The organism is Amycolatopsis sp. WAC 01416 (genome assembly GCF_003947485.1).
Classification (GTDB): domain Bacteria; phylum Actinomycetota; class Actinomycetes; order Mycobacteriales; family Pseudonocardiaceae; genus Amycolatopsis.
Map to the genome: position 1 here is coordinate 1 of NZ_QHHX01000008.1, position 19,643 is coordinate 19,643.

Consider the following 19,643-nt stretch of genomic DNA (forward strand, 5'->3'; position numbering starts at 1 on the left):
ACAGACCTGCGATCTCGACCATTCGGTGCCGTGGCAGTTCGGCGGCACCACCAACGCCGACGACCTCATCGACCTCTGCCGCCGAGATCACCGACTCAAAGACGAACCCGGCTGGACCTACCACCTCACATCCGACGGCACCTTAACCATCACCACCCCGACCGGCCAAAGCCACGACAGCACCCCACCACCACTCCACCCACCCCGCGCACACACCGGACCGACCGAGGAGACGCCACCCTTCTGAACCCCATCGCCGGAAAATGGCGGCGCCGCAACGACCCCGGTGAGATCGCACCGTCAGTGGGTCTGCATGCCTCCGGTGGCCTCAATTGCCGAGAAACGGCGATGGTCGTCGCAGCGATCCGGCAAAAGCCGCAACGGTCGGCGGCTGCGCACCCGCAACCGGCGACAGCCGCCTCGCTGTGCCCTGTGGTTCCGCTGTCGTCGGTGGCCGCGCGTTTCGCCGACTGTGTCATTTGCCGGAGAGCGGCGACGGCCGTCGCGGAGATCGGGTAGTACTGGAACGGCCGGTGGCCGCACCCGAGGCAGCCGCCGTTGCCAGAAACCGGCGACAGCCGCCCGCATAGAACCGGCGGCATCGCAACGGCCAGTGGCCGCACCCCGCGGCAGCCGCCGCGAAACGGCGACGGTCATCGCTACGACTCGCGCACCCCACCACCGACCATCATCGCCGGAAAGCGGCAACAGTCACCACGCCGGCCCAGCAATACCGCCACCACAGCGACCGCACGATCCACCACCGACCATCATTCGCCGAGAAACGGCGACACCCGACCCGGCAAAGCACCAGAACTCAAGACCCCAAAGCCGCCAACTGCGCCCCAGTCAACCGTTCCACCGCCGCAACCGCCCGATACTCCCTGCCGGCACGAACCACCCGCACCGGGCCGGCGATGTGCGGTTGCTCTTCCGCCACCCGCAAAGCGGCCAAGACCCGTTCCTCGCCCCACCCCAAGGCAGCCGAAAGTGCCGCGGTGGAAAGGGTGCGGCCGGCGTGCAGGAGGGCGGCGAGTGCGGTCAGGGCGTCGGCGGCGTACAGGGCGACGCGGTCGTCCAGCATGACGTCGTTGATGCGTGCGTGGAAGCGGGAGAGGTCGTCCATGCGGGCACCCGCGGGTGTCGCGATGCCGAGGACGTCGGCGCCGCGGCGGGCGATCTTGACCCATTCCTGATTCGCGCGGACGCTTTCGTCCCATACTCGCTGGGGCATCTCCTCGTCGATGACGTACTGCTCCCGGCGTCCGTCCCGTACGCGGCGGAGCATCGCTTGCGTTTCGAGGTAGGCGACGGCGTTCGAGATCGACGCCGGACTGACCTGGAGCCGGCGGGCTAGTTCGGCCGCGGGGAGAACACCGTCGTCGCTGACGGACAGGCAGGCGAGCACCCGTGCCGTCATGCGGGGGAGCCCGGTCGCCACCATGATGTCGGCGAATTCGGTTTCGAAGGCGCGCACGGCTTCCGGGTTCCGGCCGTAGCCGTGCGAGACGGCCGCGACGTCGCGGGCGGGCGACTTGCGGCGGCGCCGCGCGCGTTCGCCGGTCGCGCGGTTCGCTTCTTCGGCGCGGTAGCCGGAATGGCCGCTGTTGCGCGCGACCTCACGGCTGATCGTCGACGTCGGGCGCCCGAGACGGCGGGCGATCTCGGCGTAACCGAGGCCGTCTTTGAGCCAGGTCGCGATCAGACGGCGATCCTCCTGCGTCAGCCTGCCGCCCGGCATGGGCACCTCCTGTGCGTTCACTCGCAGATCATTGCAACGAGCCGTTGCATTCACTGACAAGAACGTTGCAACGATTTCCGGAAATCTACCAGCCATTACGCCTAAAAGGCCACCCCAGAGCTTTGAGTGATCTGTAAATGCAACGTAGCCTTTGAGTAGCAGTAAAAACTGGGAGGAACAGCAATGACCACGTCGGTACCCCATCTCACGGAACTGCCCCTCGAACGCCCGAAGGGCTGTCCGTTCGACCCGCCCGCCGAACTCGGGCCGCTGCGCGACGAGCATCCGCTCGTCCGGCTGACGTTCCCCGACGGGCACGAAGGCTGGCTCGCGACGGGCCACGCGATCGTCCGCGCCGTCATCGCGGATCCGCGGTTCAGTGCCCGGCAGGAGCTGATGCACACGCCGCTGCCGGGTGCGGCCGCGATGGTCGAAATGCCGCCCGCGCAGCCGGGGATGTTCATCAAGATGGACGGTACGGAGCACGCGCGATACCGCAAGCTGCTCACCGGCAAGTTCACCGTCCGCCGGATGCGGCAGCTCACCGAACGGGTCGAGCAGGTGACCACCGAACACCTGGACGCCATGGAGCGGCAAGGAACGACGGCCGATCTGGTGCCCGCCTTCGCGCAGCCCATTCCGGCGCTGATGATCTGCGAGCTGCTCGGTGTTCCCTACGCAGACCACGAGTTCTTCCGCCGCAACGTCGCGCCGTTGAACCGGCCGGACGCGTCGATGGAGGAACAGGAGGCCGCCATCAACGCGCTGGGTGGCTACCTCTACGAACTCATCGTGGCCAAACGGGCCGCGCCGACCGACGACATCCTCGGCGAACTGGTCACCACGGAACTCACCGACGAAGAACTCACCAGCATCGCGTTCCTCTTGCTGGGGGCCGGTCTGGACACCACGGCGAACATGCTGGCGCTGGGGACTTTCGCGTTGCTGCGGCATCCGGACCAGCTCGCCGTCCTGCGCGAGGACCCGGAGAGCATCGACGGCGCGATCGAGGAACTCCTCCGCTACCTGACGATCGCTCATACGGGCGTCCGCACCGCGCTCGAAGACGTCGAGATCGGCGGCCAGGTCGTCAAGGCGGGGGAAGTGGTCGCGCTTTCGGCGGCGGCGGCCAACCGCGATCCGCTGAAGTTCCCGGAACCCGACCGGCTCGATCTCCGCCGCAACGCCGCCGGACACGCCGCTTTCGGGCACGGGGTGCACCAGTGTCTCGGCCAGCAGCTCGCGCGAGTCCAGATGAAGGTCGCCTTCACCGGGCTGCTCGGCAGGTTCCCGGCGCTGCGCCTTGCCGTTCCGGCCGATGAGATCCCGCTGCGGACGGACTCCGACATCTACGGGGTGTACGCGCTCCCGGTGGCCTGGGGCTGATCGCGATGAGGATCGAAGTGGACCGGGAACGGTGTGTGGGCGCCGGAATGTGCGTCCTGACCGCGCCGGAGGTGTTCGGACAGGACGAGGAAGACGGCCGGGTCCGGTTGCTGGACCCGGAACCGGCCGGGATCGGCGACGCCGCGCAGTCGTGCCCGGCGGCGGCGATCACGGCGGACGACTGAGAAACCAGGCCAGGGGGTGCCGGGCGGGCACCCCCTGGCCCCGGGATCAGCCGATCTCCGCGAGGACCTTGCCCGCGTCGGCGCTCTGCACGGCGGTGCCGGCGTAGAGCTGCTGGACCCTGGCCTTCTCCTGCGCGTTGGGGTTCACGCTGGTGCAGCTGACGCCGCCGGTCGAGCCGGACATCAGCGACGAGCACGGGCCGGGCTTCACGTCGGGCAGGCCGAGGCTGTGCCCGAGTTCGTGGGAAGCGATCCGGGGCGTGTGGTAGCCCTGCTGGACGGCCTGCCTGCCCATCCACACGGTGACCGTGCCGCCGGGGCGGACCGGGCCGAGCGTGGCGCGCGGCCAGCCGTTGTCGGCGATGACCCGGATGTTGACCCGCTGCCCCGGTGTCGCCTTCACGATGCGGACGTTGGTGACGTTGGTGTTCCAGACGTTGACGCCTGCCGCCACCGCGTCCTTGAACTCGGCGGCCTGGCTGTCGTCGTAGGTCAGGGTGGTCGCCATGATCTCGGCGGCACCGGCCGAGGGTGCCGAGAGCACCGAGATGGAGAGCGCGGCGCCGGTGAGCACCGCGGCGAAGGTACGTCGAAGCACGTTGAACTCCTCGCGTTTAAGGCGTGCTGGAATTTCGGAGCAGTTTCGACCCTGACCCTTTCGAGGCGCTCGGGGTACCCGCCGATAGTCGCCTGTCGTTAACCATGATCTTGACGCGACCGGAAGACTGTGCGGTTATGACCACGGCGCGTTTCACCGGACACGAAGAACCGATCCTCGCCGTCGCGGTGAAGGGAAATCGGCTGGTCACCGGGGGTGCGGACCGGACGGTGCGGGTCTGGGACCTGGAGACCGGCGCGCTCCGGTTCACCTTCGGCGGGCACGATCGGGCGGTGCTGGCGGTGGGCATCTCTGGTCAGTACGTGGTCGGTTGCGATGGGGCGACGGTGCGGCGCTGGCGGATCGCCGGTCGCGAGGCGCATCCCCCGGAGGTCCAGACCACCAAGCGGACCGTCGCCGTCGCGGTGGCGAACGAATTCGCCGTGTCCGGCGCGGGAAGCACGGTCGAGGTCCGGCGGCTGGACGGCGTGACGGTGCGAGGGCTCCGCACCGGCGGCCCGGAGGTCGAATCGGTCGCGGTGACCCCGGACGGGCGGGTCGTCGTCGCCGGGGACGACACCGGTGGGGTGCGGCTGTGGGACAAGGAAGTCGTTTCCCACTACCGGTTCGGGGGCGCGGGCGCGGTCCACGTGGTCGCGATCTCGGCCGACGGCGGGCACGTGCTGTCCGGCGAGGGCGAGACGGTCCGGTTGTGGGGGCGCGAGGGCGATCCGGCCCTCGTTTTCCCAGGGCACGGCGGAGCGGTGCGGGCGCTGGCCTTCAGCCCGGACGGCAAACTGGTGCTCTCCGGCGGTTCCGACGGCGAGGTCCGCGTCCGCGAGATCGACGACCCGGCGGGCTACACCCTTCTGAAGGGACATCGGGGGAACGTCCGCGCGATCGCCTGCACCGCGGGCGGCGAGAAGATCATCACGGTCGGGGACGACCGCGCCATCCGGGTGTGGGATCGCTTCGGCAACCAGATCGACGGCACCGGTTTCGTCGAGCCCAAACCGGGCCGGGCCCGGCCGCGGATCACGCCCGACGTCGAAAGCCCGGTCGACCTGATCGGCTTCCATGACGACGTGCGCACCCTCGCCGCGGTCATCGCCGACCGGGAGACCAGTCCGCCGTTGTGCGTCGCGCTGCTGGGCCCGTGGGGTTCCGGCAAATCCAGTTTCGTACGGCAGGTGAGCGACCGGGTCGCCGAACTGGCCCGCCGGTCCCGCGGCGACGCCGCCAACAGCGTGTTCGCCGGCGAGATCCGGCAGATCCGGTTCAACGCCTGGCAGTACCACGACGACCATCTGTGGGTCGGCCTGGTGGACCACCTGTTCCGGAATCTGGGCGCGCCCGAAACACATGCGGACGCCGGCGAGGTCCGTGCCGAACGTGAGGAACTGCGCACCCGGTTGGCCGGCCTGCGCGCGGTCAAGGCGGATTCCCCGCGCACCTGGCGCTGGCGTCTACTGGTGTCCGGAGTGGACCGGGCGGAACGCCGACGGCGGAGGCTCGCCGTCGCGGGCTACGCGTTCGCCGGTGTGCTCGGCATCGCCGCGGCGATCGCCGGTTGGGCGTTGTGGCACAACACGATCCTCGCCGTCGCGGGCGCCGTCGTCGCGCTCGGCGCCGTGCTGACCCCGGCGCTCACCACCGCCAGGTCGGCCCTCGCGCCGGTCAAGTCCACATTGGACAAACTGCGGTTCGACGTCGACAAACGCGCGGAACGGTTCGAGACCGAAATCCGGGAGACCGAGGAACGGCTCCGGCGGCTGGACGCGGCCAGCCGGCTCGGTGAGCTGATCGAGGAGGCGAAGGCAGGCAGATACGGCGACTACCAAGGGGTTTTCGCGCGCGTCCGGGAGGACCTCGTGAAGCTGAGCGACGATCTGGAGGAGGCGCGCCGGGAATGGCAACTTGCCGGAGGCACGGGCAAGCCGCCGCTGGAACGGATCGTGCTCTACATCGACGACCTCGACCGCTGCCCGCCGTCGAAGGTGATCGAAGTGCTCGCCGCGGTGCACCTGCTGCTGGCCCTGCCCGCGTTCGTCGTGGTGGTGGCCGTCGACCCGAGGTGGTTGCGGCGCTGCCTCGACCAGCACCACGAAGAGCTCTTCGGCACCGGGGAGGCACGCCAGGCGGAGTACCTCGACAAGATCTTCCAGATCGTGTTCGCCTTGCGTCCCATGGGAGCCGCGGCGGACGAACTGATCGACACCCTCATGCCCATCGAAGCGCCGGAACCGGCGACGCCCGATCACGAAGAATGGCCGGAGGAGGGGGACCGGACCGAACGCGGCGAAACGGCGGAGGTCGTCGTCGAGGACACGCCCCCACCGACGTTTTACAACATGCGGCCGGATCGGCTGCGGCTCACCGAAGTCGAACGCGATTTCGTCCACTCGCTGAGGAAAAGGCTGAATACGCCGCGCGAGATACGGAAACTGGTCAATCTCTACCGGCTGGTCCGCATCGGCATTCCCGACGCGGAACTGACGCGGTTCGTCGGCGGTCCCTATCGGGCGGTGCTCGTCCTGCTGACCATGCTGGTCGCCGATCCGGAGGCCGCGCGTTCGACCTTCGCCGCCCTTTCCGCCGGGGAATCGTTGTCCGGCGCCTTTCCACCTGAATGGCGGCTAGACGCCGAATCCTTCGATGATCTACAGGTCTATCGGAATTGGGTGGGCACCCTCGCCCGCTTCAGTTTCGAAACCTGCGATCTCGTGACCGAGGAGACGGAACCGGGAACCACGTTGTAGCTACACTTGCCCGCTACAACGGCTAGGGGGCGCGCATGCGGAGATCAGGCTGGGTTTCGCTCGTCTTCGGCGCGCTCGTCGGGACGCTCGTGATCGTCCTGCTCGCGACCACGGTCACCGCGCCGTCGAACGCGGCGAGGACCGACTGCGTGCGGCTGGTCGCCAGTTCCTCCACGGAGAAGGGCGACCTGGTCGCCGAACTGGCCGAGCGGTACAACAACACGGGCCGGACGTTCGACGGCGGGCGCTGCGCGAAGGTCGAGGCGTTCAAGAAGACCTCGGGGGCCACGCTCGACCTCATCGCCGATGGCTGGAACGACATCGACGAGCGGCAACCCGAACCGCAGGTTTGGATGCCGAGTTCCTCGCTGTGGCTCGATCTGCTGCGCCAGCGCGGCAAAGGGGACCTGATCGCGAACGGTCCGAAGACCTCGCTCGCGACGAGCCCGATGGTGATCGCGATGCCGGAACCGATGGCCAAGGAACTGGGCTGGCCGTCGAAGGGCATCGGCTGGAGGGACGTACTCGAAGTCAATCGCAACGGCGGCTGGGCCTCCACTGGTCCGGAGAACGCGAAGTGGGGCAACTTCACACTGGGCAAGGACAATCCGCGCCGGTCGACCTCGGGGCTCGCCGCGACCATCGCGACCTACTTCGCGGCGACCGGCGGCGACTACGGCAAGATCGACACGGCGGAAGCCGTCCAGTTCGTCCGCGGGATCGAGGCCTCGGTCGCCTACTACAGCGACGATTCGGTGGCCTTCCTGAAGACGCTGTACGAAGAGGACCAGAAGAAGCCCACGCCCTACATCAGCGCGATGGCGATGCAGGAACAGATGGTCTACCTCTACAACCACGGCGCGCCGACCGGGGACCCGAAACAGCTGGGGAAGGAACCGGCCCCGCTGAACCGGCCGCTCGTCGCCGTGCACCCGAGCGAGGGGACGATGCTGATCGACCATCCCTTCCTCACCACCGCCAAGGCGTCGCCGGAACAGCGCGCGGCGGCCAAGGACTTCTATGATTTCCTTCGGGAGCCCGCGCAGCAGGACCGGTTCCGTGACCTCGGCTTCCGTGACCCGGAGGGTCGCGGGAACGAGAAACTGGCCAAGGGCGTGCACACCGAAGGGGTCGCGGAACCGCGGCCCATCGAGCTTCCCACCGGTGAACAGATCCAGAAGATGCTGGACGGCTGGGAGTACACGCAGCGACGCGGCCGGATCCTGCTGGTGCTGGACCTTTCCGGCTCCATGAACGAACCGTTCGACAAGAACCGCAAGGACAAGCCGTATTCCGAAAGCCGGATCGCGCTGCTGAAACCCGCGATCCGCAAACAGCTCGAGTACCTGCATCCCGAGGACGAGGTGGGGCTGTGGACGTTCTCGGACGGGTATGAGGAAAAGATGCCGATCGGCAAGGTGAAGAACGTCCGGGGCCCGATGCTCGGCCTCGTCGACAACCTGACCCCGAAAGGGGATACGGCGCTGTACCAGACCGTGATCGCGGCCAACGACAAGATGCGCCGCGAGTTCGACCCGAACCTCATCAACGCCGTCGTCTTCCTGACCGACGGGCAGAACACCGAGGCCGGGACCAAGGAGCAGGTGCTGCAGAACGTCGACGCCGAGCGGCTGGACAACTCCGTCCGGATCTTCACCATGGCCTACGGCGCGCAGGCGGACAGCCGGGTCCTCGACGAGATCGCGCAGAAGTCCAAGGCCCGCAGCTACCAGGCCGTCGACCCGCACGGCATCGACAAGATGTTCGTCAACGTGTTCAGCAACTTCTGACATGGCCGAACACGACAACCGCCCGTTCCACGTCGTCGCGGTGGTGCTCAGCCTGATCGCCGGACTGATCGGCCGTGCGGTGACCTACCCGCATCCGGCGGCCTGGCTCTTCGGCGCGGTCGCCGTCCTGGCCGTGCTGATTCCGGCCGAAACCGCGTTCTTGGTGTTGAACAGCAGGCGATCGAAGCCGCCGCGAGTGGTCCGTGCGCCGCAACCCGTCGCCGCCACCGACAACTACAGCCTGCTCGGGCGAGCGCTGACGGCCATCGAAACGCTGCTGCCGGGCGAGACCGAGCTTTCCGGCGCCTTCCGGCGGGCGGTGGCGGTACTGGAGAAACGGAAGGGCGACGGTTCGGTGGGCGTCGCTCAACTGCGGATGACCGTCAGCCAGTTGACCATGAAGCTGGAGCGTTCGGTGGAGGAGGAGAACCCGGACCGGCTGATGCTCGTCCAGCGGATGCACCTGTTCCGGGAAATGCTCGAAGAGGCCATCGAGGCGGCCGAACCGGGTTGAGTGTTCGGTGCCGAACAGACTACGGCCGTGCGTCATGCTGATCTGACAGCATGCCGTTGATCGGGCGCCGGGTTGTCGAGGGCGTGGAACATGTGGTCGTACCGGTGGAGCACCGGTTCAGCCTGGAGGAAGCCGTACTGGCGGTGATGGCCGCCAAGAGCACCGTGCGGCCCGCTCCGGGAATCAAGGTCGCTCCGCTCAAGGTTTCGGAGGTACGGTCAGCGCTGCTCTATGCGGCGAAGCACGCCGATAGGCGACACCAGATCGTGGACAGTTATTTCGTCGAGGCCGAAGACGGACCGTTGCACCGGCTGGCCGAGTGGATCAGATCGGAACTGGTCCGCCTGGGCATCTTCACCACGCACGACGGTTCCGCCGCCGGATCGGGTGGCCGATTCGGTTACTCTCCGCGATAGGTGTTCACGACTGCCTGGGAGGGTGTTTCGTGGGTTTGGGCCCGGAGGCCGCCGAAGAGAGAGAACGTCCGTTCCTGGAGCGGCTGGACGAACCTGTCCGTGCCCGGTTGCTGGAGATGGGCACCCCGCAGACCTACGAGAGCAGACAGGCGCTGATGCGCTCGGGCGAGCCCGGCGACTTCGTCATGCTGCTGCGGCACGGTTATGTGAAGGTGACCAGCGCCGACCGGATGGGCGCGACGGTCATCCTCGACGTCGGGGTGCCCGGCGATCTGCACGGCGAGATCGCGGTGATCGCGGGTGGCATCCGGATGGCCGACGTCGTCGCCATCGAAGAGGTGCACGTCCGGCGCATCGCGGCGAGCGAGTTCAACCGGTTCCTGCTGGATCATCCGGCGGCGATGCGGGAGGTGCTCGTCAGCGTCGCCCGCCGGTTCGTGCTCGCCCAGCGTCAGCGGACGCAGTCATGGAAACCGCAGGCGGTGGCGCGGGTCGCGACGCGGCTGGACTACCTCGTCGACGTCTGTGGCATCCGGACGCCCGCCGGCTGGCGCATCGGGATCCCGTTGAGCCAGGACGAACTCGCGCAGTTCATCCCGATGGGCCGGACCATGGTCGCGCAGGCACTGGACAAGCTCCGGAAGGCGGGAGTTGTGGCCAGTTCGCGCCGTGCGATCACCGTCCTCGACCGCGAGGCGTTGCGGGTGATCACGGAAAAAGGTGTGACTTAGCTCACTGGCGTTGACCATCGCGAGGTCACGTTTTGTTCGGTTCCGAACAGAACTTCCGGTGAGGAGTGGGAACACTGCTTCCTGCCGCCAGTTTTCACCGATCAGGGGAGGGGTCGCAGAGATGCAGGTGCTGACCTCAGGCCAATACAACGCGCACACCCACGCCGTGCTGTCCGTCGACATCGTCGGTTCGTCCAAGGCCAGCGACGACCTGCTGGACCCGATGAAGAACGAGATGGAAACGCTGGTTTCCCGCTCGTTCACCGCGGTCGGGCTCGCACCGGGGGAAGCGCGTCACTTCCGGGAGACCGGGGACGGGCTGATGGTCGCGTATCCGGACCACGCCGTCGGCCAGCTCTGCGAGGTCGTGTTCCACCTGGACCATCTGCTCCGGACCCGCAACCGCTACGCCAGGGTCCCGATGCGGGCGCGGGTGGCGGTCCACATGGGACCGATGGCGGACAACCACCGTTACCACCGCACGTACATCACACTGACCCGGTTGCTGTGCGCCTCCACCTTCAACGACGCCGTCGGCTACTGGTGCCGTTCGGATCCGACGGGCGACAAGTTCGGCGCCGGGATGATCGTCTCGCAATCCGTGTGGCGCAACGTGGTCGAGCCGTTCGGGGTCGCGCTGGTCCCGCCGGCCCGCTGCGCCCGGATCAGTGTCACGACCCCGGATTTCGCGGACAGCGCGTGGATCCACTTGCCAGGCCTGGACGCCGAGGCGGTCCTCGCCGAACTGAACCCCGCCGTCGCGGTGCCGCTCGTGCTCGACCGGGTGAGCCGGTTGTCCACGACGGCCTGACCCAGACCGGGCGGTCCGGTTTCCAGGGAGGGAAAACCGTACCGCTCGCCGGTTCCCGGCCCGGAACCCCTACGCCGGGCCGGGAACCGGACCCCCGGCGCGGGGGGTGGGGGCGCGGGTCATCCCCGCCGCGCCCCCTCGCTTGCCCGGTCCGTGAAGGCCTCCTTGAGGGACCCAGAGTCCCTCAAGGAGGCCTTCACGGACTTGAGGCGGGCTCCGCTACTGCTTGCACCTCTTACCGCTGTTGATGCACTTCACCAGCTGGTTCATCAGCCGCTGCGACATGACGTTCGCGAAGTCGTCGTGGTCGGAGCGCGGGTTGTGCTTCTCCTGCGCGAAAGCGTCGACCGCGTACTGACCGGCCGCCTGGATTCCCGCCGGGATGTCGTACACCAGCGTGATCCGCAGCTGCGGCACGTTCTTGAAGCCGCGCGGGCATTTCCCGTTCCGGTCGGAGAACACGATATGCGTGCGGTGGTTGGCGCTGTCGGTGTTCTTCCCGTCCCAGCAGTTCGGGAAAGCGTGGACGCGGGCGACCTTGCTGCCTCGCGGGCAGATCGGGTACAGCTCGGTGAGCCGGTCCTCGAAGCCGGTGCAGGTCCAGCTCGGCCGTGCGTTGGCCGGGCCGTTGGTGCTCTGCTTGGCATCGCCGTAGAGCACGCGCAGGAACTTCGGCATCGCGACGACCCGGCGGGCGCCGCCGCTGGTGAAGGTCAGGTCGACCTTCGCGGGGCGCTGGATCTCGCCTTCGTTGTCGCCGATCTCGTTGTTGTCGTCGACGCCGGGCAGGTCCGCCGCCTTGCCGTCGGACTTCTTCTTCTCGGCGTCGCCCGCCGCGTTGACGTTGCTGTTCTCGCCGCCGTTGTCGAGTCCGCCTTCACCGTTCTGCTTCACCGCGCAGCCGGCGAGCTGGTCTTCGTTCTTCGCGACCGGTTTGCCTGCCTGTCGCAGGGTGTCGGCGATCTCCTTGATCGACGGCTTCCGCTTGCTCTTCAGCTCGTCGAGCACCTGGGCCGCTTGTTTTCCTTGCGCCAGCTGGTTGTTCGCGTTGTCGGAGTCCTGGTCGAGTTTGTCGAGGTTCTCGTCGACCGCGGGCATGGCCTGGTCGGGGACCTCACTGAGTTCGTCGAGTTCGCTGGCGACGTCGGGGCAGTCGACCTGGGCGACGGCCTCGTCCTTGGCCGCGTTCGCGCGGTCGGCGGCGAGTTTCTCCTCGTTCGCCGCCTCGTTTTCTTCCTCTTCCTCGGTGTTGATCCGGATGACCGGCCAGAAGTACGCGGACTTGTCGCCGTTCTTGCAGGTCGTGCCCGCTCGCAGCAGGCTCTTGTTGTTCGAATCCGCGTTGGTCGACAGGTTTCCGACGTAGTCGTGGAGGTGCTCGGCTCCATTGCGGACACCGGGCTGGGCGATGAAGTTGTCGCCGTTGAAGTGGCCGTTCTCGTTGCGGCCGCAGTCCACGGTGAACGTTCCCCGTGCGCCTCGTTTCGCGAGGTCGAGGTTGACGTTGGTGCCGCGGGGGACCTTCGTGATGTCGATGAAGAAAGACTTGTCCGCGCCGTCGGCCCTTGCCGCGTCGGGGGTTCCGGTCGTGGTGACCACGACGATCCCGCCGACCGCGATGGCGAGCGCGAGGCCGCCGGTGGCGACCTTGGTACGACGTGCCATGCGGTGGCGGCCGGCGGTTCTTTGGTTACGGGGCATGAACTTGTTCACCTCGTTCGGTGTCGTTGCCCGGAGCCCGGGGGAGGCGGCGCCGGCACCGCCGACGTCACTGACTCCGTGTTGGCTGAAACGGCCCCGGCGGACACCCGGTTCAAAACGCGACCTCGCCGTTATGCTTTCGTTACCTTACGGCGGCGGTGATAAGCGATGCCCAGCACGATGACGATCGGCCCCCACAAGGCGATCGGGGTGACGCAGATCGTGGCCAGCGTTTCCCAGCCTTCGTTGATGTAGGCGACATTTTCGACCACGCCGAGCACGGTGAGCTGACGGTTTCCACCGAGGGGGATCGAGCTGAAGAGCGCGGTGAGGATCAAGCCCCCGAGCACGGCGGGAACGACCGCCGCCATCGGCCGGACCGCTTTGCCGCCGAGGAACGGGATCCACCGGGGCACCACCTCGCCCCAGCCCCGGACCAGCCCGATGGCCAGGAGTGCGAGCACCTCGGAAAGCACGCTCAGCGTGAGGACGTACGGGATGCTCAACCAGTAGTCCGGCATCTCGCGATCGTGGATCTGCCCCATTTCGAAATGGAAGGCGAAAGGCAGCCTCCACAGACACGAAGGCAGCAGAATCCAGGGAAGCGCGTAAGCGAGACGCGTCGCCCAGCGGGGAACCGGCCGCTCGGTGTCGCTGACGGCCGGGGGCCGGTGAAGGATCTTCATGAGACTGATCGTGTCGCCGTGGGGCGCCGGAAAGATCACTCGCGCGGACAAGTGTCCTCCTACCGGAGAGGGAAAGGCCCGGCCTCGGGGCAGTCGAGGCCGGGCCGGATTCCCACTGGTCAGGCGTCGACCTTGTCCTTGGACTCCGTCTCGGGAGCGGAGGGCCGGGAAGGCAGGAAACGCTTGATCAGCGGGAAGAACAGGATCACCAGGATGATCACGTAGACCACGATCGCGAACGGGGTGTTGAACAACCCGCTCAGGCTGCCGTCGCTCAGTTGCAGTGCGCGCCGCATCTGCTGTTCGGCGGCCGGGCCGAGGATCACGCCGATGATCGCCGGTAGCACCGGCAGGCCGTAGCGGCGCATCGCGAAGCCGATCAGGCCGATCACGAACATCACGAGCAGGTCGAAGATGTCCGCGTTGACCGCGTACGCGCCGACACTGGCGAAGAACAGGATGCCCGCGTAGAGGTACGGCCGCGGGATCCGCAGCAGCTTCGCCCACAGGGGCGCCAGCGGCAGGTTCAGCACCAGCAGCAGCGTCAGTCCGACGAACAGCGAGGCGATCAGGCCCCACACCAGCGAAGACTCCCGCTCGAACAGCAGCGGACCCGGCTGGATGCCGTACTGCTGGAACGCCGCGAGCATCACGGCCGCGACCGCGGTGGTCGGCAGGCCGAGCGTCAGCATCGAGACCAGTGTTCCGGCGGCGGAAGCCGAAGCCGTCGCTTCCGGACCGGCGACGCCTTCGATGGCGCCCTTGCCGAACTCGTCCTTGTGCTTCGAGAGCCGCTTTTCCGTGACGTAGGAAAGGAACGTCGGGATCTCCGCGCCGCCGGCGGGCACCGCGCCGAACGGGAAGCCGATGAGCGGTCCGCGCAGCCACGGCTTCCACGTCCGCTTCAGATCGGCGCGCGAAAGCCAGGGCCTGCCGACCGGGATCGGTTTGAACGCGTTGCGCCGCAGGTGCGCGGCGACCCAGAGCGACTCGCCGACGGCGAACAGCGCGACCGCCACGATCACCACGTCGATCCCGTCGGCCAGATGCAGCGAGCCGAAGGTCAGCCGCTGCTGGCCGGTCATCTCGTCCAGCCCGACCAGGCCGATGGTGAGCCCGATCAGCAGCGATGCCACGCCGCGGATCCGGGAGCTGCCGAGCACCGAGGTGACCGCGATGAACGCCAGCACCATGATCGCGAACAGATCCGGCGCGCCGATGTCGACGGCGTGCTTCGCGATCATCGGGGCCAGCACGACCAGCGCGATCGTGCCGAGGATGCCGCCGATGAAATGCCCGATCGCGGCCGCCGCAAGCGCTTGCGCGCCGCGTCCCTTGCGGGCCATCGGGTTGCCGTCGATGGCCGCGACCACCGCCGCGCTCTCACCCGGCGTGTTCAGCAGGATCGACGTCGTCGAGCCGCCGAACATGCCGCCGTAGTAGATGCCGGCGAACATGATGAACGCGCCGGTGGGTTCCAGCCCGTAGGTCACCGGCAGCAGCAGCGCCACCGCCATGGCCGGGCCGATCCCCGGCAGCACGCCGATCGCGGTACCGAGCAGGACCCCGATCGCCGCCATCGCGATATGGGTCGGCGTCAGCGCGGTGCCGAAGCCGTCGATGAGTTGCTGAAGCATCAGAACACCTCCATCAACGGGCCACCGGGGAGCGGGACACCGAGCAGGTTGTTGAAGATCAGGAAGGTCGCGACGGACATGCCCGCCGCGATCAGCGGGTCACGCACCAGGTTGCGGCTGCCGAGCGCGTACGCCGCGCCCCAGAACAGGATCGCGCCGGAGATCGGGAACCCGACCAGGCCGATCAGCGCCGCGTTGGCGAGGAAGGCGCCGCACAGCAAGAGGACCGTGCGCAGGTCGGCGGGCGCGGTGAGGTCGATGTCCTCGCCGCCCTCGGCCTCGCCCTTGCCGCCGCGCAGCACGTCGCGCGCCAGCAGCACGGCGACGATCAGCAGCAGCGAGCCGACCAGGATCGGCACCGCCTTCGGTCCCACGGGACCGCGCTGGGCGAAGTCGGTGGGAATGCTCAGCGCGTCGGTGAGCACCAGGACGCCGAGCACCACGAGCCCGACGCTCACCCCGAGTTCGGAGCGCTCCTTCAGCCACGTGGTCGTCATGCCAGACCCAGCTCTTTCAGCACCGTTGCCACTCGCGTGTTCTCCTCTTTGAGAAACGAACCGAACTGCTCCCCGGGTGCGAACGCCCCGGTCCATCCGTTGCGCTGCAAGGCCTCCTGCCACTGCGGCGTCTTCTGCAGCCGGTCGAACAGGCCGACCAGCTTCGCCCGGTCCGCCTCGGTGATGCCGGGCGGAGCGACGATGCCGCGCCAGTTGGTGAACTTGACGTCCACACCGGACTCCGAAAGCGTCGGCGCGTCGATGCCGGGGATCCGCTTTTCACTGGTCACCGCCAGCACCCGGAGCGTGCCCGCCTGGATCTGGTCCCGGTACTCGCCGACACCCGAGACGCCGAACGCGACCTTGCCACCGAGGACCGACGCGAGCAGCTCGCCGCCGCCGTCGAACTGGACGTAGTTGACCGCCTTGGGTGCGAGCCCGACCGCCTTCGCCATCAGCATCGGCGCCAGATGATCCGGCCCGCCGGGCGACGAACCGCCGCCGACCTGGACCGCGCCGGGATCCTTCTTCCACGCTTCGACCAGCTGACCGATGTTCTGGTACGGCGAATCCTTGCCGACCACGACGATGTCCGACTCTTCGATCAGCTTCGCCACCGGCGTGGTGTCGAGCAGCGAAGACGGCGACTTGTTCGTGAACACGCTGCCGACGACGCCGAGCCCCATGGACATGACGAGTTTGCCGTTGCCGCGCTCGGCCACCGTGCGGCCGAGGCCGACCGTGCCGCCCGCACCGGGGAGGTTGAAGACCTCCGCGTTGCCGAGCAGGTCCGCGTCCTCCATCGCCTTGGTCGCCGTGCGCGCCGTGATGTCGTAACCGCCGCCGGGCGCGTTGGGCACGAGCACCCGCAACGACCGGATCTGCGAGCCCTCGTCGGCCTCGCCGCCCGGGGTGAGCAACGGTGGCACCAGCAAAACGGCGACGAGCGCCGCCGCGATGGCCAACCAGTTACTGGGCTTCACTGTGATCCCCGCCTCTCTGCCGCGTGGTTGGACATGTTGCACTCGTGTAAACAGAGATGTCCCGCTTGCGGGCCCAATGGTTGTTGTGTTCGTTTTGGTCACGCGGAGGTGGCGATGGGTGCTCGGGGTTCCTTGGCCCGCCAGCTCCTCGTATGGCAACTCGTAGTCGTGACCTGCCTACTGTGCGCGGTGGGCGTGCTGGCCGTCGTCCAGGCGGGGAACAACTTCCGCACGACCGAGGGACGCCGGGCGCTTTCGGTCGCGGAGAGTGTCGCCGCGCAGGGTGTCGTGGGCGACCTCGAGAACGGCCCGTTCGAACTGAACGCGCCCGCGGCGACCGCGCGAAGCTTCTCCGGGGTGGATTTCGTGGTGATCGCGGGAGCGGACCGCTACGTGCTCGCGTCACCGGATCCGGGTCAGGTGCGGACGCCGCTCGACATCGGGGAGAGCACCGTCCTCTCTGGACGGTCGTGGGTCGGCGAACTCGACGGTTCGATCGTGGCGCACGTCCCGGTGCTCGACGAAAAGGGCGGCAAAGTCGTCCGCATGGTCGCGGTGGGGTCGAAGTCGCCCGGGTTCTTCGCCGGCGTGCTCGACTCGCCGGACAACGCCCTGCGGGTGCTGGGTGTCGCGCTGGTGATCGGCGTGAGCGGTTCGCTGCTGCTGGCGCGGCGCGTGAAGAACCAGACGCTCGGCCTGGAACCGCACGAGATCACCGCCCTGGTGGAAAACCGGGAGGCGCTCCTGCACGGCATCAAGGAGGGCGTCGTCGGCCTGGACCCGCAGCACCGGATCACCCTGGCGAACGATCAGGCCCGCGAACTGCTGGCGTTGCCGGAGGACGCCGTCGGCCGGTCGGTCGAGGAACTCGATCTCAACGAACGGATCCGCGACCTGCTCACCGGCCGCGCGACCGGCGCCGACCAGATCGTGCTGCGGAAAGGGAAGGTGCTGACGCTGAACCGGATGCCGATCGACGTACGGGGAGCCGTCGTCACCTTGCGGGACCGCACCGACCTGATGACCCTGCGGGACGAACTCGACGCCAGCAGGCACGCCACCGACACGTTGCGGGCGCAGGCGCACGAGTTCAGCAACCGGCTGCATACCATTTCCGGGCTGCTGGAACTCGGGGAATACGAAGAGGTCCGCGGCTATGTCAGCCGGATCAGCTCGGCTCAGGGCGAGTGGCGCGCCGAGGTCGGCTCGCGTATCGGCGACCCGGCGGTGGCCGCGCTGCTGATCGCGAAGGCCTCGCTGGCCGCGGAACGCGGGGCCGGCCTGCGCATGGCCCCCGACAGCGAACTCGACCGTGTCGAGGACGGCCTCTCCACGGATTTGGTGACAGTGCTGGGAAATCTCGTCGACAACGCGCTGGACGCGCTGGGTGGTGAGCGTGGCTGGATCGAGGTCGGCGTGTGGCAGGAGGAGGACGAAGTGCGGGTGGAGGTCCGCGATTCCGGACCGGGAGTCGCCCCGGAGATCGCGGAAGAAGTGTTCGAGCACGGCTTCACCACGAAGGCCGCCGCACACGGCCAGCGCGGTCTCGGGCTCGCGCTGATCCGGCAGGCGTGCGTCCGGCGTGGCGGTTCCGTCGAGGTGCACAACTCCGGCGGCGCGGTGTTCACGGCGAGGTTGCCGCGATGATCCGGGTCCTCGTCGTCGACGACGATTTCATGGTCGCGAAAGTCCACAGTGGATACGTCGCGCGCACGGAGGGGTTCGCCGTGGTCGGGGTCGCGCACACCGGCGCCGACGCGCTCCGCCTGGCGCGGGAGCTGAAGCCGGATCTGGTACTGCTGGACGTCTATCTCCCCGACCTCGACGGGCTTTCGGTGCTGCGGGAGTTGCGCGCCACCGAGGACGTCGACGTCATCCTGATCACCGCCGCGACGGACGTGGAGACCGTGCGGCAGGCGATGCGGGGCGGGGTCCTGCACTACCTGATCAAGCCGTTCGAGTACGCGTCGCTGCGGGATCAGCTCACCCATTTCGCGTCGCTGCACCAGCGGCTGGACCGGCTGGCCGAGGCGGGCCAGGCCGACGTCGACCAGGTCTTCGGCTCGCGGCCGAGCGCGAAACCCGTGCTGCCCAAGGGACTCACCGTCCAGACCGCGCGGCTGGTGGAGACCGCGCTCCGGGGCGCGCCGGGCGGGATGTCCGCGAGCGAATGCGCGGAGGCGACCGGCGTCGCCCGGGTGAGCGCGCGCCGGTACCTGGAGCATTTCGTGGCGACGGGGAAGGCCGAGGTGACCCTCAAGTACGGCGGGACAGGACGGCCCGAGCGCCGCTACCTCTGGTCCTGACCGCCCTGACCCCGCAATTAGTCACCTACTTGCGTGCCTGACCTGACGCAAGTAGGTGACTAATTGCGTGCGTCCGGGGGTTCGGCTCAGCTGAGCTGGTCGGCGAGAAAGGCCAGGATCTCGTCCCTGGCCCGGACGGTGGGATGGCCTTCCTGGTCGACTAGGTGGGCGGTGACGACGCTGTGGGGGCAGGCCACGACGTCACGGAAGAACGGCGGCGGTTCGGGATTGGCCACCTCGTCGGGGAGTACGCGACCGTCGAACGCGTCGCCGAGAAGTGCCCGGTACGCGGCGAAGCGCTGCCCGGTGCACCACCGGTCGTTCTCGAAGCGGTAGGCGAGCACCTTCAGTCCATCGCGCTCGACACGTTCACGTATCCGGGTGGCGTCCGCGTCGCCGAGTTCCAGCCCGGCCGGGTCGTCCAGCGGCAGCGAAGGATGGTTGACGACGGGAGCGATGACGGCCGGTTCGAGGGTCATGCTGAGGGCGAAGTTGCCGGTGAAGCAGAGGCCGATCGCGCCGACGCCCGGCCCGCCGCATTCCTCGAACGCCTTCCTCGCCAGCCCGCGCAGCCAGGTCACGACGGGGCTTGTGCCGCCGCCGGCGAACGCCCGGAACTCGGCGCTGACGCAGGCGCGGCGGACGACCTTCTCCCCGTCCGCGGCGGTGGGGAAAGCGCCGTCGACACCGAAGAGCGACGGAAGGTAGACGGTGAAACCCGCGTCCCGGATCCAGCGCGCGAAGCGGACGACGTCCGGGCTGATGCCGGGCATCTCCGGCATCAGCACCACCGCCGCCCCGGATCCGGCGACGTAGACGGTTTTGCCGACGCCGTCGACTTCGACGAGCCGTTTCGAGAAGTCCGCGAGGGTCATGGCGCCATCGTGCAGTGCGCCCGCCGG

19 protein-coding genes are annotated in these 19,643 nt (G+C 68.1%); 11 read left to right on the top strand and 8 right to left on the bottom strand.

Annotated elements, in window-relative coordinates:
• Nucleotides 1-247: HNH endonuclease signature motif containing protein (locus tag DL990_RS26520; protein WP_148106803.1), on the top strand; the 247-nt coding region annotated here is incomplete at its 5' end.
• Nucleotides 248-817: 570 nt separating this feature from the next.
• Here DL990_RS26520 and DL990_RS26525 read toward each other — a convergent pair.
• On the bottom strand, nt 818-1,762 hold the full coding sequence (locus DL990_RS26525) for a helix-turn-helix domain-containing protein (RefSeq protein ID WP_370451376.1): 945 nt from the start codon (nt 1,760-1,762) through the stop codon (nt 818-820).
• Between the two features lie 162 nt (nt 1,763-1,924).
• Between DL990_RS26525 and DL990_RS26530 the strand changes: the two genes are divergently transcribed.
• Together DL990_RS26530 and DL990_RS26535 are read left to right on the top strand one after the other, a co-directional pair.
• Nucleotides 1,925-3,127 (top strand): cytochrome P450, encoded by a 1,203-nt coding sequence (locus tag DL990_RS26530; RefSeq protein ID WP_125800272.1) that lies wholly within the window; start codon nt 1,925-1,927, stop codon nt 3,125-3,127.
• Between the two features lie 5 nt (nt 3,128-3,132).
• The gene (locus tag DL990_RS26535) at nt 3,133-3,312 is read left to right on the top strand and encodes a ferredoxin (protein WP_125785784.1); all 180 of its coding nucleotides are present in this window, start codon (nt 3,133-3,135) and stop codon (nt 3,310-3,312) included.
• A gap of 46 nt (nt 3,313-3,358) precedes the next feature.
• Here DL990_RS26535 and DL990_RS26540 read toward each other — a convergent pair whose 3' ends face one another.
• A complete protein-coding gene (locus DL990_RS26540) occupies nt 3,359-3,910 on the bottom strand; it encodes a snapalysin family zinc-dependent metalloprotease (RefSeq protein WP_125785785.1) in 552 nt (183 codons plus the stop codon).
• A gap of 137 nt (nt 3,911-4,047) precedes the next feature.
• Between DL990_RS26540 and DL990_RS26545 the strand changes: the two genes are divergently transcribed.
• From DL990_RS26545 to DL990_RS26570, 6 genes are all read left to right on the top strand, one after another.
• Nucleotides 4,048-6,669: a P-loop NTPase fold protein gene (locus DL990_RS26545; RefSeq protein ID WP_125800273.1), complete on the top strand. Its 2,622-nt coding sequence runs from the start codon at nt 4,048-4,050 to the stop codon at nt 6,667-6,669.
• A 35-nt stretch (nt 6,670-6,704) separates the two neighbouring features.
• Nucleotides 6,705-8,459 (top strand): substrate-binding and VWA domain-containing protein, encoded by a 1,755-nt coding sequence (locus DL990_RS26550; protein WP_125785787.1) that lies wholly within the window; start codon nt 6,705-6,707, stop codon nt 8,457-8,459.
• A gap of 1 nt (nt 8,460) precedes the next feature.
• Nucleotides 8,461-8,973 (top strand): hypothetical protein, encoded by a 513-nt coding sequence (locus DL990_RS26555; protein ID WP_125785788.1) that lies wholly within the window; start codon nt 8,461-8,463, stop codon nt 8,971-8,973.
• A gap of 50 nt (nt 8,974-9,023) precedes the next feature.
• Nucleotides 9,024-9,389, top strand: coding sequence for a hypothetical protein (locus DL990_RS26560; protein WP_007034234.1), 366 nt, complete (start codon nt 9,024-9,026; stop codon nt 9,387-9,389).
• 29 nt (nt 9,390-9,418) lie between these two features.
• Complete coding sequence (locus DL990_RS26565) at nt 9,419-10,120, top strand: Crp/Fnr family transcriptional regulator (RefSeq protein ID WP_125785789.1); 702 nt, start codon at nt 9,419-9,421, stop codon at nt 10,118-10,120.
• Between the two features lie 121 nt (nt 10,121-10,241).
• On the top strand, nt 10,242-10,931 hold the full coding sequence (locus tag DL990_RS26570; protein ID WP_125785790.1) for a hypothetical protein: 690 nt from the start codon (nt 10,242-10,244) through the stop codon (nt 10,929-10,931).
• A gap of 219 nt (nt 10,932-11,150) precedes the next feature.
• Here DL990_RS26570 and DL990_RS26575 read toward each other — a convergent pair whose 3' ends face one another.
• From DL990_RS26575 to DL990_RS26595, 5 genes are all read right to left on the bottom strand, one after another.
• Nucleotides 11,151-12,596, bottom strand: a complete 1,446-nt coding sequence (locus DL990_RS26575) for a DUF1996 domain-containing protein (protein ID WP_125800274.1) — start codon at nt 12,594-12,596, stop codon at nt 11,151-11,153.
• Nucleotides 12,597-12,763: 167 nt separating this feature from the next.
• The gene (locus DL990_RS26580) at nt 12,764-13,318 is read right to left on the bottom strand and encodes a hypothetical protein (RefSeq protein ID WP_125785792.1); all 555 of its coding nucleotides are present in this window, start codon (nt 13,316-13,318) and stop codon (nt 12,764-12,766) included.
• Between the two features lie 119 nt (nt 13,319-13,437).
• On the bottom strand, nt 13,438-14,955 hold the full coding sequence (locus tag DL990_RS26585; protein WP_125785793.1) for a tripartite tricarboxylate transporter permease: 1,518 nt from the start codon (nt 14,953-14,955) through the stop codon (nt 13,438-13,440).
• Nucleotides 14,955-15,452, bottom strand: a complete 498-nt coding sequence (locus tag DL990_RS26590; protein WP_125785794.1) for a tripartite tricarboxylate transporter TctB family protein — start codon at nt 15,450-15,452, stop codon at nt 14,955-14,957. The genes DL990_RS26585 and DL990_RS26590 overlap by 1 nt, the downstream gene beginning before the upstream one ends.
• A complete protein-coding gene (locus tag DL990_RS26595; protein WP_125800512.1) occupies nt 15,449-16,417 on the bottom strand; it encodes a tripartite tricarboxylate transporter substrate binding protein in 969 nt (322 codons plus the stop codon). Before DL990_RS26595 ends, DL990_RS26590 begins: the two co-directional genes overlap by 4 nt.
• Before the next feature lie 132 nt (nt 16,418-16,549).
• Between DL990_RS26595 and DL990_RS26600 the strand changes: the two genes are divergently transcribed.
• Both DL990_RS26600 and DL990_RS26605 read left to right on the top strand, forming a co-directional pair.
• Entirely contained in the window at nt 16,550-18,082 is a 1,533-nt protein-coding gene (locus tag DL990_RS26600) for a sensor histidine kinase (protein ID WP_125800275.1), read from the top strand.
• Nucleotides 18,079-18,741 carry a response regulator gene (locus DL990_RS26605; RefSeq protein WP_125785796.1) on the top strand — a complete coding sequence of 221 codons (663 nt, stop codon included), beginning with the start codon at nt 18,079-18,081 and terminating at the stop codon, nt 18,739-18,741. Before DL990_RS26600 ends, DL990_RS26605 begins: the two co-directional genes overlap by 4 nt.
• Nucleotides 18,742-18,827: 86 nt before the next feature.
• On the opposite strand, the gene DL990_RS26610 is transcribed toward DL990_RS26605, so the two are convergent.
• Nucleotides 18,828-19,616: a dienelactone hydrolase family protein gene (locus DL990_RS26610; protein ID WP_125785797.1), complete on the bottom strand. Its 789-nt coding sequence runs from the start codon at nt 19,614-19,616 to the stop codon at nt 18,828-18,830.
• Nucleotides 19,617-19,643: the final 27 nt, after the last annotated feature.